13 protein-coding genes are annotated in these 13,747 nt (G+C 55.3%); 7 read left to right on the top strand and 6 right to left on the bottom strand.

The features are described from left to right. Nucleotides 1–156: 156 nt before the first annotated feature. The gene (locus HGO40_RS00245) at nt 157–1,065 is read right to left on the bottom strand and encodes a hypothetical protein (protein WP_250961384.1); all 909 of its coding nucleotides are present in this window, start codon (nt 1,063–1,065) and stop codon (nt 157–159) included. Nucleotides 1,066–1,482: 417 nt separating this feature from the next. On the opposite strand from HGO40_RS00245, the gene HGO40_RS00240 reads away from it, so the two are divergent. After that, on the top strand, nt 1,483–2,403 hold the full coding sequence (locus HGO40_RS00240) for a hypothetical protein (RefSeq protein WP_250961383.1): 921 nt from the start codon (nt 1,483–1,485) through the stop codon (nt 2,401–2,403). Between the two features lie 241 nt (nt 2,404–2,644). On the opposite strand, the gene HGO40_RS00235 is transcribed toward HGO40_RS00240, so the two are convergent. Both HGO40_RS00235 and HGO40_RS00230 read right to left on the bottom strand, forming a co-directional pair. After that, the gene (locus HGO40_RS00235) at nt 2,645–3,232 is read right to left on the bottom strand and encodes a DUF805 domain-containing protein (protein WP_250961382.1); all 588 of its coding nucleotides are present in this window, start codon (nt 3,230–3,232) and stop codon (nt 2,645–2,647) included. Between the two features lie 301 nt (nt 3,233–3,533). Continuing rightward, nucleotides 3,534–5,393, bottom strand: coding sequence for an ABC transporter ATP-binding protein (locus tag HGO40_RS00230; RefSeq protein WP_250961381.1), 1,860 nt, complete (start codon nt 5,391–5,393; stop codon nt 3,534–3,536). Nucleotides 5,394–5,563: 170 nt separating this feature from the next. Here HGO40_RS00230 and HGO40_RS00225 point away from each other — a divergent pair, with 170 nt between their 5' ends. The 3 genes from HGO40_RS00225 (at nt 5,564) to HGO40_RS00215 (ending at nt 7,262) form a co-directional block, all read left to right on the top strand. Then, nucleotides 5,564–5,866, top strand: a complete 303-nt coding sequence (locus HGO40_RS00225; RefSeq protein WP_186704782.1) for an ArsR/SmtB family transcription factor — start codon at nt 5,564–5,566, stop codon at nt 5,864–5,866. Between the two features lie 62 nt (nt 5,867–5,928). After that, on the top strand, nt 5,929–6,903 hold the full coding sequence (locus HGO40_RS00220; protein WP_250961380.1) for a zinc-dependent alcohol dehydrogenase family protein: 975 nt from the start codon (nt 5,929–5,931) through the stop codon (nt 6,901–6,903). A gap of 41 nt (nt 6,904–6,944) precedes the next feature. Continuing rightward, nucleotides 6,945–7,262, top strand: a complete 318-nt coding sequence (locus HGO40_RS00215; protein ID WP_250961379.1) for an antibiotic biosynthesis monooxygenase family protein — start codon at nt 6,945–6,947, stop codon at nt 7,260–7,262. A gap of 15 nt (nt 7,263–7,277) precedes the next feature. On the opposite strand, the gene HGO40_RS00210 is transcribed toward HGO40_RS00215, so the two are convergent. Beyond that, on the bottom strand, nt 7,278–8,237 hold the full coding sequence (locus tag HGO40_RS00210; RefSeq protein WP_250961378.1) for a hypothetical protein: 960 nt from the start codon (nt 8,235–8,237) through the stop codon (nt 7,278–7,280). 115 nt (nt 8,238–8,352) lie between these two features. Continuing rightward, a complete protein-coding gene (locus HGO40_RS00205) occupies nt 8,353–9,237 on the bottom strand; it encodes a LysR family transcriptional regulator (RefSeq protein ID WP_250961377.1) in 885 nt (294 codons plus the stop codon). Between the two features lie 113 nt (nt 9,238–9,350). Here HGO40_RS00205 and argC point away from each other — a divergent pair, with 113 nt between their 5' ends. Then, a complete protein-coding gene (argC, locus tag HGO40_RS00200) occupies nt 9,351–10,280 on the top strand; it encodes an N-acetyl-gamma-glutamyl-phosphate reductase (RefSeq protein WP_250961376.1) in 930 nt (309 codons plus the stop codon). Nucleotides 10,281–10,298: 18 nt separating this feature from the next. Here argC and HGO40_RS00195 read toward each other — a convergent pair whose 3' ends face one another. After that, nucleotides 10,299–11,090, bottom strand: coding sequence for a helix-turn-helix transcriptional regulator (locus HGO40_RS00195; RefSeq protein ID WP_186728678.1), 792 nt, complete (start codon nt 11,088–11,090; stop codon nt 10,299–10,301). Nucleotides 11,091–11,227: 137 nt separating this feature from the next. On the opposite strand from HGO40_RS00195, the gene HGO40_RS00190 reads away from it, so the two are divergent. Next, nucleotides 11,228–12,331 carry a polyamine ABC transporter substrate-binding protein gene (locus tag HGO40_RS00190; protein ID WP_250961375.1) on the top strand — a complete coding sequence of 368 codons (1,104 nt, stop codon included), beginning with the start codon at nt 11,228–11,230 and terminating at the stop codon, nt 12,329–12,331. A gap of 88 nt (nt 12,332–12,419) precedes the next feature. Further along, nucleotides 12,420–13,730 (top strand): type VI secretion system tip protein TssI/VgrG, encoded by a 1,311-nt coding sequence (tssI, locus tag HGO40_RS00185; protein WP_250961374.1) that lies wholly within the window; start codon nt 12,420–12,422, stop codon nt 13,728–13,730. Nucleotides 13,731–13,747: the final 17 nt, after the last annotated feature.

Below are 13,747 nucleotides of genomic sequence, written 5' to 3'. Positions count from 1 at the left end.
CAAGTCGGAGTCTTTACCTGCTTGTTGGTGAATGCTCGTCAGTGAACTTCAGATCAAAGGCCGCTTCGAGTCGGAAGCGGTCAGTTATGACCGGCTGCGGTCGACCCATTGCAGACGGTCGCAAATACCTATTTTCAAAACAGCTTATGGAAGGCTTTACGCACCACACTCCGTATCAAGTCGAATTATCAGTTGTTCATAGACGCTATGAATTAATACTGGCAGATCATTCTCAAAATAATAACCCATAAAGCCTCGCGCGATGGTGTGAGACAAGCCAATTTTCTTTTGAGTCGGTGACAAATTTGGTGTTCCCGGACGATATTTGAATGAGTCGAGATTGTCAGGATCGGAATTTTCGGCCTGAGTTTCTTGTTTTACATCCAACAAATCCCAGCCTGTATTTATCTCTTCAAGTAGGGTTCTGCTATAGGAAATGAAGGTCAGCATATTCCTAGCAAGAAACGGATCATCCAGATTGGCGAAATCAATTGTCGACAACTGTTCAATATTTTTTTCAAACAATGACATACTTCTTCGTATGTCTGAAGCTTTCCAGCTATAATCAGACCAATTGCTCTTGTTACTTCCAAATCTAGGCGGAAATAATACCGCTGAATCATATTTGTCAAGTCCACCCTTGGCGTGGTCACGAACATAAACTAGGTAGGAGTACGTTTCCTCAATCAAACTTTTCAGGTTAGAGCGCGCGCGCACATGCTCTTCCACCTGTCTAGCGCGTTGAGCTTTGATGCTCATACGATGAGTACCGACCGCAATGAGTGCGGCAGCAATGATAGCCTCCACACTCCCAATTGCCTGAATCCAAGCTGTCCAGTCTTTCTTTTCTGCCCAAACAAAAATCGCAATTACTGGCGCTATAAATGAGCAAGCGATGATAAAGCGAAGCGCAAAGGCATCAACTATTGCTACGTCATTCGCTATTTTATTGGCAGCTAATTTTGCTATATTTTTAGAGGACATTATTTCCCAGACCCAGCAACCATTGTTTATTTTCCTAAAATCAGACTGGCACGCTACCGTAGCTTCGGAATTTTGATCCACTTCTCGATGCTCAGCGTGCAGAATTTCATATGAGATCGAAAGGTATCATTTTGACACCATCCATGAAAGAAATCTCGTCTTTTGGTGGCACAGATGCTCCTGAATTGCCCAAGCCTATAGGAGAAGTTGATTAGGGGCATAAGCCATCGCACGAGAGTGACCGGTTTTGGTCTAGCCCTGCCTGTCACGCCCGGCGCCACTCGCCCCCCTTACACCAGGTTAGCACCTGAAAAAGTCGGCTAGGAGTGGGCACTAGACAAGCCAATGACACAATAGCAGCTTCCTAATCATAACTATCCAGCGATATGTTGCAAGCTACATGTTACTATAATAATTTTTTTGCACTCTGTGACTTGTTGTATACTTACAATCTGGATAGATTCAGAATCATTTAGCTAACGGCTATAAGGTCTATTGATGGAAAATAGTAAAATTAAAGGGCTGCTTTCTGTTGAAGTAAAAGCGCCTCCAATAGTGGCAGGCACTATTGCAACAGTGAGTTTGATTGTCAGAAATCCTTTCTCTGAAAAGGTCATAATTGAGTCTATTCAAGCACCTTCGTCAGCGCCATTACTACCTTCTAAATCAGTGCGGGTGGAGAGTTCGGCTGGGGAAGGCAATGCAGAGCGGGGTTGGATTCATCGCTTGCTTACTGGGTTTTCAAACTTCCGCGTAACAGAAATTAGTTTCGGATCGCTTACCGCTGAGTTTCCTGCTCCAAGAGGAAGTAATTTCCATATAAATATGGAGCCAAAATCAAAGCTAACTGTAAAGACCCCGTTTAAGCCTAACGACAACGTTCATATCAATCATGCAGAAGGCGCGGAAGTCGTGTTCGACAACCCCGTTGTAGAGAAGGGGGCCAGTATTGGTGCGGACAGAGAAATTCCGCCCTACCAAGAGGATTTGGCCTCGTTCGAGCTTCAGACAGCTCACTGGCTATTTGTAAAGCCAAAGGTGCTTGATCTATATGCGCTGATAAAGTTTCGGGTCGGTGATGAGCCCCGAAGCCAAGTTGTCCCCGTGACGGTATCCGTCCAGCCGCCAGTTAAATCAATTGTTCTTGGCGCAGTATCGGGCGGCATACTAGGATGGCTTGCACGGCAATTGAATAATGGTATTCTTTCACCGGATTTTTCGATCGCAGCTTCTATTGTGAGCGCATTGGGAATAATTGTGATGGCCATGATTCTTGCCATTGTGTTATCTCGTCAAGAGTCGTCAAAAGGTTTTGTGACTCTTGAAGATTTTTACGGTGCGTTTGTGGTAGGGGCGATCCTCGGGTATGCGGGCACCCAATACTTTGAGACATCCCTAAAAGCCGTGGCCGGAAATTGATGCAGTGACTGATCAAGTGCCTTTGTGACTGCTTTTGGCCGATTGCTGCCTATCGTGAGGGGCTGCAATCGGCCAAGAACGGACGTTTAGAGCAGAGAAATAAATCTGTTCTCTTTTCCCAATGGACATCACCGCGACGTACGCAGGGCTATCGCGTGGTGCGCGCAGCGCTCTCTACAAAGGCACCTGAGCACTTGGCGCCGCGCAATGAGGCGAAGCATGGACTTCGCGTACGCTAACGTTATGCCTGAACCAATGAATTAAAGAACCACTCGTAGAGTGCCTGTGGGTGGTATTGGGGAAAATACGCAACTAGCACGACTGAAGTTACAAGCACCAGCACCACCAACAACGCGGTAAGTAGCTTTACCGACGTCGAAAGAGGTGGGTTGGGCGGGCCGTATTTATTAATCGCTTTACGCCCCGGAAGCATGAAGAGCGGAAGCGTTATCACAAAGCCGATAACAGGGACTACGCTGAGAATTCCCCATATCATCGGACTCCAGCCTAGATCACGTGCCCTGCGTACCAGTAGAGACACGTTGAGCAGGATGGCAGGAACGACAACGGTGACACCGACTATCAGCAAAACCACCAGTTGATGGCGCAACCCCACCATAAAGAACGTTAGCAAAATGCACGGAAGAACCAGCACCAAGGGCACATGAATCAGCCAGAAGCGCGCCAGAGAAATACGCCCGGAAAAATCCAAAATCTTGGGGTTTGAAAACGTGACAACCTCGTCGTCAATCAGTTGGGCGTCGCCCGGCTGGTATGGGTTTTCGATTTCGCTGCTGATGCTGCCGAAAACGGGTTCTATCCGGGCCATTTAGTGCTATTCCCTTATGTTTGATGGTGCTATTCACGTCACAACGTTTACGCCTCATATCTAATCGAAGGCCGGCATCTAACTCAAGAGAAAAGACGCTATCGCGTAAGGGGGGCTGTGTGGCCCACGGCATGTGTGGGTCTGTCGCAGGGTGCGCGCAGTGCACCTTATGAAGCCGCTAGTAAAAAGGCGGGTCATGTCCCTACTCTGAATGACGGCTCCTGGGCCGAAAGCTGCCCGTTGTAAAGGACAACTGACGACCTAAAGCACTCACCTGCAGATCCCCCCAGGCCCTTCACGCTTAGACCTGATCCATCGCCTCGCTCACCCACCGATCCTCACCCAGAAACCCGCCACTCTGGTGGTGCCACAGCCGCGCATAGATGCCGTTCTTGGCGAGCAATTGTGCGTGGGTACCCTGTTCAATGATCCGCCCGTCATCCATGACAATCAGCCGATCCATCGCCGCAATCGTCGACAGCCGATGAGCAATGGCGATGACCGTTTTCCCCTGCATCATTTCATCGAGGCTTTCCTGGATGGCCACTTCGACTTCCGAATCCAGCGCACTGGTCGCCTCGTCAAGGAGCAGGATTGGCGCGTTCTTGAGCATCACTCGGGCAATCGCGATGCGCTGGCGCTGGCCGCCCGACAGCTTGATGCCGCGCTCGCCCACCAAGGTGTCGTAGCCGGAGTGACCTTGGCGGTCGCTCAGTTGGCTGATGAACTCATCGGCCTGGGCATTGGCCGCCGCGCGGCGGATTTGTGCGTCAGTTGCATCGGGTCGGCCGTAGGCGATGTTGTCACGAATGGAACGGTGCAGCAGGGACGTATCCTGGGTGACCATGCCGATGGCGCTGCGCAGGCTGTCTTGCGTCACGCGGGATATGTCTTGCCCGTCGATGCGGATCTGCCCGCTGTCGACATCATAAAAGCGCAGCAGCAAGTTGATGAGCGTGGATTTGCCGGCGCCGGAGCGGCCCACCAGGCCAATTTTCTCGCCCGGGCGGATGTCCAGGCTCAGGCCATCAAGCACCTGGCGTTCACCGTTGTAGTTGAAGCTCACGTTGTCGAAGGTGACCGCGCCGCCGGAGGTCACCAGCACCCCCGCGTCCGGCGCGTCCTGCACCTTGGGGCCGCGGGTCAGGGTTGCCATGCCATCCTGCACGGTGCCGATGCTCTCGAACAGCGAGGTCATTTGCCACATGATCCAGTGCGACATGCCATTGATGCGCAACGCCATGGCGGTGATCGCCGCCACCGCGCCGGCGCCGACGTCGCCCTGGTGCCACAACCAAAGCGCATAGCCGCCTGCGGCCATGATCAGCCCCACCACCAGCGCTTGGTTGACGATCTCGAACTGGCTGACCAGGCGCATCTGGCGAAAGCCGGTCTGCTTGAAATCCTCCATGGCCGCGCGCGCGAAGTGCGCTTCACGGTTGGAATGGGAGAACAGTTTCACGGTGGTGATGTTGGTGTAGGCGTCCGAGATCCGTCCGGTCATCGAGGAGCGGGCATTGGCCTGTTCCTGTCCGACTTTGCCCAAGCGGGGCACGAAGTAGAGCATGGCCAGCCCGAACAGCACGATCCAGGCCACGAACGGCAGCATCAGTTTCAGGGCGAAGCCGCCGGCCAAGGCGATGATCGCGATGAAATACACGCCGATTCCCGGGGCGATTTCGATCAGGGTGAACAGCACGTCGCGCACGGCCAGGGCCGTCTGCATCACCTTGGTGGTGACCCGGCCGGAAAACTCATCGGAAAAAAACGAAAGGCTTTGCCGCAGCATCAGGCGGTGGAAGTCCCAACGCAGCCGCAACGGCAGATTGATCGCCAATATCTGGTGCTGCACCATCGTACGCAGCGCCACCAGCCCGACGCTCGCCACCATGACGATACCCATGCCCCACAGCACGCGACTTTCCTGCGCTGCCGCGTCACCCCCGGCTTGCCAGGTCGAGAGCAGATCCACCACTTGGCCGAGGAACGAAAACAGCCAGGCTTCGTAGATCGACACGCCGGCGCTGAGCAGCGCAAACGCCAGGATGTAACCGCGGGCGCCCCGGGTGCAGGCCCATAGGAACCGAGCCAGGCCGTGGGGTGGCGGGGGGACTTCGTCGGGTGGGAAGGGGTCGAGTCTTTGTTCAAATACGCGAAGCATGGTGGTCTCCGAAACGATCAATGACGGAGATTCTGCCATTTAAAGACTGCTTTGAGGGTTATGTGAAGTGGTGGGTATGGCTCTCTTGGCAGGTCGCCCAGGATGTTGGGGGCAGGGAGGGGGCTAAACAGCGTATTGACATATCGAAAAATCTCGATATTCTCGGGGGCATGGAATTGATCGAAATATTCAAAGCGCTCTCGAACCCTACACGCCTGCAAATCTTGAAAGGCTTGAAGGATCCCGCAAAGAACTTCCCTCCGCAGGATGAAGGTGACGTTCTCACGGTGGGCGTCTGCGTCAGCAGTATTCAAGAAGGTATCGGACTGTCGCAGTCAACGGTGTCTGGTTACCTTGCAACGCTGCAACGAGTGGGCTTGGTCGAAGTCCGGCGTATCGGTCAGTGGACCTACTACAAGCGCAATGAAGCAACCATCAGCGCGCTTGCCGAGGTCATAGGGAAAGAATTGTAGTTTTTTTACCGTAATATATCGAGATATCTCGATATTCCTTTTTATAGATGTGAGGAATTACGATGAAAGCAATGGTACTTAAATCATTCGGCGGCTCGGGATCGTTCGAGCTGCGCGAGGTGGCCAAGCCCGTACCGCACGCCGGACAAGTCTTGGTCCGAGTGCACGCAACCTCCATCAATCCGTTGGATTACCAGGTTCGTCGCGGCGACTATCCCGACTTGGTGCAACTGCCGGCCATTACCGGACACGATGTATCGGGCGTTGTCGAAGAGGTAGGGCCGGGAGTGACCACCTTCGCTCCAGGGGACGAAGTCTGGTACACCCCGCAAATATTTGACGGGCCAGGCAGCTATGCCGAGTACCACGTTGCCGCCGAAAGCATCATCGGGAAGAAGCCAGCCTCGCTGAGCCATCTCGAGGCGGCAAGCCTGAGCCTGGTTGGCGGGACGGTGTGGGAAGCATTGATCGTGCGTGCGGCGCTCAGAGTGGGGGAAAGCATTCTGATCCACGGCGGCGCGGGGGGCGTCGGGCAAGTGGCGATCCAGGTGGCAAAAGCCATGGGGGCAAGGGTGTTCACGACCGTGCGTGAGGCAAACGCCGGGTTCGTGCGAAGCCTGGGAGCCGATGTGGTCATCGACTATGAAAAGGAGGACTACGTCGACGCCATCATGGGGGAAACGGGTGGTCGCGGAGTGGATGTGGTGTTCGACACCATCGGCGGCAATACCTTGTCGCGCAGCCCCGACGCGCTGGCACAGCTTGGCCGCGTTGTCTCGATCGTGGACATTGCGCAGCCACAAAACCTTGTCCAGGCCTGGGGCAAGAATGCGAGTTACCACTTCGTTTTCACCAGGCAGAACCGCGGCAAGCTCGATGACTTGAGCGCATTGGTCGCGCGAGGTCAGCTGCGGCCACACGTTGGCGCCGTCTATTCGCTTGCCGACATTGGGCTGGCCCATGCCCGGCTGGAGAGCCCCAACAACGGTGTTCAAGGAAAAATCGCGATAGCGGTCGAGCCTTCGCTGATCCCGTAATTGCGTACGTTTAACCGTTCAAGCCATTTTCGAGGAATACCATGATTTATGAGATCGCTCTGCTCCCCGTTCACAAAGAACGCATTGAAACGTTCAGGCGCGCGTTTGCCGAGGTCGCTCCTTTGCTCACCCGGGCAAAGGGGTACGGCGGTCACTTGCTGGCGCAAGGGATCGAGACCCCCGAGCAATTCAACCTGATCGTGCGATGGCAATCACTTGAGGATCACACGCCGGGTTTCGAAGCGAGTGAAGACCATCGGATATTCATGATGGGCCTAGAGGAATATTTTTCGGAGGAGCCGAGGGTCTATCACATCGAGGGGGCCGCTTCCTGTTCACCGTTTTTGACCGAGCAGTGACCGAATTGACCACCCTCAGGGATTGGAGCCCATCCGGCCCTGGATCGCCGTGCGCAGACAACCCCAGGCGATGAATCCGAGGATCAACACCTCGGCCATGCCCACCAGCATGTGGAATGAAAACGTCAGCGGTTGTTCGGCCCAGTAGAAAGTTGTCATGCCGGTTCGACCGCCGCCGACGCGCAGCCGCCCGCTAAATAGCGCAGGGACCAAAGTGATGACGTGACTCAGCTCCAGGACGGCCAGGAAAACACCCAATAGAGCGAGCAGGGCGCGTGCGGGCGTGCCGAGTTTTTCAGTGGGCTCATGGCCAGGCGTGAGTTCCTGGGTTCTGCGCTGCCTGGCTTCCCTCACCGCCTTGCCACTGGTTGGGGCTGGAGCGGGTTTGTAGGCTGGCTTCACAGCCGTCGTCGAACCCACGACGACTTCAGTAGGCACTGCCACGTTCAGATAGTCGGCCAGCTCACGCAGCCACACGTCGGTGGGTTTACTCCCCGGCACCACCGGAACGTTGTCGGTGGTCAGGCGGTGCTCGGTGCCATCGCGCATCACCAGCCACAATTGGGTGTAGGCGGGCTCGGCCTCTTGGCGGCGGCGAAGTTCGAGGCATTTGGGCGTGTCGATTCTGAAGACCGAATGCACACGCTCGCGGCGTCCAAAAAAGTTTCGGGTGCGGCGCTTGCCTTCACCCTCGCGTCGCGATAACAGCAAGGTCTCGCGGACGCCGGTGTACACCATCAAGAGGAGGCCGAGGGCAGGGATCAGCAGCAGTCCCAGCACAATCAGCAATGAGAACAGTGGATCGACGTCGGTCTGAGGGGGGCCTCCGTCAGCGACCACAAACACGGCGAACACTACCGGCGCAATGAAGGCAAGCGCGCCTGCCAGCAGCACGAATGCGCTTTGTACGAGGTTACGCGAGTGGATGTGCAGATCATCCTGCGCGGTGCGCTCGAATCGATGTCCAATCAACATGCAGAACTCCTGGTGCGTCGCCTTCAGATCGATCAAAGGGTCGTGACAAGCATTGGCACGCCGCAGGCCTGGATCGTGTTTAACACCGCGCAGAATACCTCATGCCCAGACATAATCACTCCGCACTCAACTCCCACAACACATCGAGCACATGTTGCGTAGGCCGTTCGATATCTCGACTGCGGTGGGCAATCCCCAGTTGACGCCACAACAAGGGCTTCAATGGCCGCATGACGATCCGCGGGTCGGGCAATGGCGTGGAGGCTTCATGGGGCAACAGGGTCGCACCATATCCTGCCGCCACCAGGCTCTTGATCGCATCGTTGTAGTTCAGTTGAATGCGCGGCGCAGGCTGCCGTCCATCACTGGCGAACCACTCCGACGTCAAGCGCGAAAGGCGAGTAGTGGTGTCATTCAAAATCAACGGTTGCGCGGACAGCCAGTCGGGGGTCACAACCTCCGGGCATTCCCAGCGAGCCGGCAAGAAGGCCATGACCGGATCCCGTCGCCACGGCTCGATCCGCAAGCCCTTCACCGGCGGCTGCGGCAGCGCGACCAGGCCGATCTCCAAGGAGCCCCCGGCAAGCCTCTTCAAGGTTTCCTGGGAAGTGAGCACCGCCACCTGCACATCGATCGCGGGGTGGCGTTGGTTCAATATCTCCAAAGCGTTCGGCAGCAACTGTGCGATGGCCCCGGTGGAGGCGCCGAGCCGCACACGCCCGGCCAACCCCTGTACCTGGCGCTCCACGTCCTCGATCGCTTGTTCCGCATCCGCCAACAGGCGCCGCGCGCGTTTCACCAGGGTGTTCCCTATCGCCGATGGCTGAACGCGCCCCCGGGTGCGCGACAACAGCTTGCCGCCCACCCGCGCCTCAAGGTCGGCGATATGCAGGCTGACAGTGGGGGGCGCCAAGTGCAGCGCACGGGCCGCTTCGGCGAACGACCCCATGTCGGCAATCGCCACCAGCGTGCGCAGGCGGTCCAGGCTGATTTCCCGCATAAAATGCACCTTGTTCAGGAAAACTGAATTCCATCGTTTATAAATTCAACTTTTCCTATCTTAGCGCCTGGCTGAACATTGCACCCCCTGATTCCAATGTTCGAGAGCATGCCATGGCAAGTCCCCTTGTATTCATCGATGGCGACCAAGGCACCACCGGGTTGCAGATCCATCAACGTCTGCGCGACCGGAGCGATCTGCGGCTGCTCACGCTGAGCGCCGAACATCGCAAGGATCCGCAACGTCGCGCCGAGGCCATCAACCACTGCGACATCGCGATTCTCTGCTTGCCCGACCAGGCCGCGCGCGACGCTGTAGCGTCCATCGACAACCCTGCTGTTCGGGTGATCGATGCGAGTTCGGCGCACCGTACCCATCCAGACTGGACCTATGGTTTCGCGGAAATGAGCAAGCCGCAGACCCAGCGCATCGCCGCCGCCCGGCGGGTCAGCAATCCCGGTTGCTATCCAACGGGGGCGATCGGGCTGCTGCGGCCATTGCTGGAGGCTGGATTGGTGCCCAGGGATTCCCCGATGAGCATTCATGCGGTGTCGGGTTATTCCGGAAAAGGACGAGCCGGTGTGGAGGAGCATGAGGGCGCGGGCGCAGCCCAGGCGTCTGCGTTTCAGGTCTATGGGCTGGGGTTGGCACACAAGCATATTCCGGAAATTCAGCAGCAAAGCGGTCTGACGGAACGGCCGATGTTTGTGCCGGCCTACGGCGCCTTTCGGCAGGGGATCGTGCTGACCCTACCTGTGCAGCCCCGATTGTTGGCGCCAGGGGTGAGTGGGGTGCAGTTGCATACGTGTCTGATGCAGCACTACGCCGATGCGCGCCATGTGCATGTGATGTCGATGCAGGAAGCCAAAGCACTGACCACCCTTGATCCTCAGGCGCTTAACGGGACCGATGATGTGCGATTGTCGGTGTTCGAGAACGATGAGACCGGGCAGGTTTTGCTGGCTGCGGTATTTGACAATCTGGGGAAGGGCGCCGCTGGCGCGGCGGTGCAGAATCTGGATTTGATGCTTGCAGGCACATGATCGGTGTGATGCCTGACTTCAATGCGTGGCGGGAACGTTCTGTCTTGGCATGAAAAATCGAGCAAACAGCTCGGATTGGGACTTGATATTCAGTTTTGCGTAAATATTGCGGCGGTGCACTTTTATGGTTTCCGCCGAGAGGGATAGCTTTCCGGCTATTTCTTTGTTGGAGAAGCCGCTGAGTAGTAAACGGAGGACATCACTTTCACGTGCTGTTATCTGCGTGCCCAGCTGGTTGACCGTTTCTGGCCATAGAGGTGGCTCAGCCAGCGTTTTCTCCACGTCAATTTCAAACCCCATGCGCTGATGCATCAATGCGGTCACCCACGGTTTGATAATGTCGAGCAAGGTTATTTGTTCTTGGCTGAAACGGGCTTTGCTGCCAATAGATAGGCACAACGTTCTGTCGGGGTCGAGCTGGACATTGTATTGTGCTTCGTCCATGGAAATGTATTGGGCGAAATACTTGTGGTAATACTCGGTTTCAAGAAAGTATTCCGGTGCAATATCCAGTAAGTGGAAGAAACCGCTCTGTGGGTTTTCCCGATTAGCTATATAAAACGGATCCAGCAAATAAAGACCTTTCACGTAGCGATGAATGAATGCGTCAACTTCTTCCGCATCGGCCACTTCGGGAAGACTGACGACCTGTACCTGTTGGTTGCTGAAAATCAATACCACCCAATTATCGATCTGCACGTATTCATTTAATGTGCGAACCAGTGAACTCCAGAACTCTGGACGGTTCAGCTGCATGATCAGCTTCCCAATCGATCGATGCCAGGCCAGGCTATGAAGGTCAAACGGCATTTTCTACCCCTTTAGGGTTAGGGCGTTGCAGGTCTAAGGTAAGTATTCGTAGGTATTTACTATTCGGTGGCAGCCGGTATATTCGCTGCCAGGTTTACGATAGCCATGAGGGCATGTCGTCTTGACAAGGATGTTGCATGAGAAAGTCACATTTGCGAAACCTTTTTTCGGCCTCGCTTCTCTGTGTCGGGATAAGCACATCCGTGGCGGCTGCAGAGCCCGGAATGTATCTCTATAACTGGTTCGGGTTGCTGGCGCCGGAGACGCCAAAGGAGTTTGAGCAGGAAACTGGCACGCGAATGCACATGGATGCGTTCGACAGCGCTGAGATCATGCAGAGCAAGGTCATGGCCGGGCGCACCGGGTATGACGTGGTGGTGGCGACCTCCAACGTGTTGCCAGGCCTGATCCAAGCGGGCGTCCTTCAGCCTCTGGATCGTGATCAGTTGAGTAACTTTTCACATATTGACCCTGACATCCTCGCTCAGCTCGCAGTCAATGATCCAGGTAACCGCTACGCCGTGCCTTATTTGTGGGGCACCACTGGCATTGGTTATGACGTGGACAAAGTCAAAGCGGCATTGGGCAATGATGCGCCGGTCAATAGCTGGGATCTGATCTTCAAAGAAGAAAACATCAGCAAGCTCCAGTCGTGTGGAGTGGCAATGCTCGACTCTCCCAGTGAGATCATCTCGATTGCCTTGAATTACCTTGGACTCCCTAGCAACAGCAAGAACCCGGATGATTACCAGAAAGCCCAAGCCTTGCTGTTGAAAATCCGCCCCTACGTCCTTTATTTCGATTCGTCCAGAATCGACGCCGACCTGGCAGACGGCAATATCTGTGCTGTTGTGGGGTGGGCCAATGGTGCCCTGGCTGCACAGGCCATCAACGAAAAGGCTAACACCGGACGCAAGATTTCCTACAGTCTTCCTCGCGAAGGCGCGTTGTCCTGGTCGGAGAATCTGGTGCTGCTGAAAGATGCGCCCCATCCCAAGGAAGGCATGGCGTTCATCAATTACATGTTGCGACCAGAAATTATCGCCAAGACCTCAAATCACACGCTGTACCCTAACGCAAACAAAGATGCCGCTGAGTTTGTCGAGCAGAAGTTGCGAGACAACCCTTGGATCTATCCAGACAAAAAGACGGTCGCGACACTTATTCCCCTTGAGCCACTGCCATTGAAACTGGAGCGAATCCGCACGCGGATATGGACCAAAGTGAAGAGTGGTGTGTGACCTGACTTGATTGTCGCCTGTTGCTCGTTGCGTGCCTCGGTTATAGACGGGCGTCGGACGAGCAGCAGGTTTAAAAAGAGAACAGCGGATGTTCAACCCAGCCAATCAAACGCGCTTCAGTTTGACCATCGACGGTTTTGCCCACGACTTTCAAGTGCTCGCCTTCACGGGAGAAGAGGCGCTCAGCAGGCCTTACCTGTTCAGCGTGGATTTTGTCAGCGAACGGTCTGACCTGGCGCTTGAAAGCCTCTTCGATCGAGAGGCTTTCCTGGCCTTGGACGCGAAGGGCAACGGCATTCATGGACGGGTCTATCACATTGTTCAAAGCGCTCATAGTCAGCACTTGATGCGCTACAGCCTGGCACTCGTCCCGCAGTTGTCCTACTTGCGTCACCGCATCAACCGGCGGATCTATCAACAGTTCTCGGTACCGAAAATCGTGGCCTTGATATTGGAAGAACACGGTGTTGTGGGCGACGCTTATCGGTTTCATCTGGGGGCGACCTACCCAGAGCGTGAATACTGTACTCAGTACAACGAAACGGACTTGCACTTTGTTCAGCGCTTGTGTGAAGAAGAGGGTATTCACTTTCACTTCCAACACAGTGCTCAAGGCCATGTGCTGGTTTTTGGTGACGATCAGGCGGTTTTCCCCAGGATTGGACAGCCCACTGCTTATGGACAAGCGCGCGACAGGGTGGCCAACGAGCCACTGATCAAGCGCATCAACCTGCGTCTGGGACAGCTCACCCGTCGTATCTCGCAACAACCGTTGGACATTGAAACAGATGACAGGCTGGAGCGTTTCACCGGTCATGAGCACGGCAAGCAGATACGTCTTCGGACCATGGAACGCCGCCACGCGGCTTATCGACAAGCCGAAGGGCAGAGTGACCAGACTCGGTTAGTCAGCGGCCAAGTACTGGACATCTCAGGCCATCCGCGCCAGGAGTGGAACACCCCATGGCTACTGACCCAGGTCGTCCACGAAGGCCGGCAACCACGGGTAATGAGTGAGCACGTCGCCAGTGGCAACACGGGAACCGAAGATGACTTCCATCAGGGTTACCGCAACCGCTTTATCGTGCTTCCATGGAATGTGTCCTATCGTCCGCCGTTGGCTCACAAGAAACCGCAGGTACTACGCAACCAGACCGCTGTAGTCATTGCCCTGGAGGACGAAGAAATCCAGGGTGATCGGCGCTTCCCAAGGATCAAGGTCGAGTTCCCCTGGGATCGTGAAGATCGATTTGACGACAAAAGTCGTTGTTGGCTGAAGAGGGCGTCCGATTGGCGTTGTGAGATGGGGCCGCCCCGGACGGGCATGGAAGTCGTGGTTGCATTTCTTGAGAATGATCCTGATCAGCCGGTGATCAGCGGTTGTTTGTGTTGTCGTTAAGGACATCCAAAAAACTA

It is taken from the genome of Pseudomonas sp. CG7 (assembly GCF_023701885.1).
Taxonomy (GTDB): Bacteria; Pseudomonadota; Gammaproteobacteria; order Pseudomonadales; family Pseudomonadaceae; genus Aquipseudomonas; species Aquipseudomonas zanjanensis.
The sequence above is the reverse complement of the archived record's forward strand: the minus strand, read 5'-3'. Positions and strand labels throughout refer to the sequence as shown.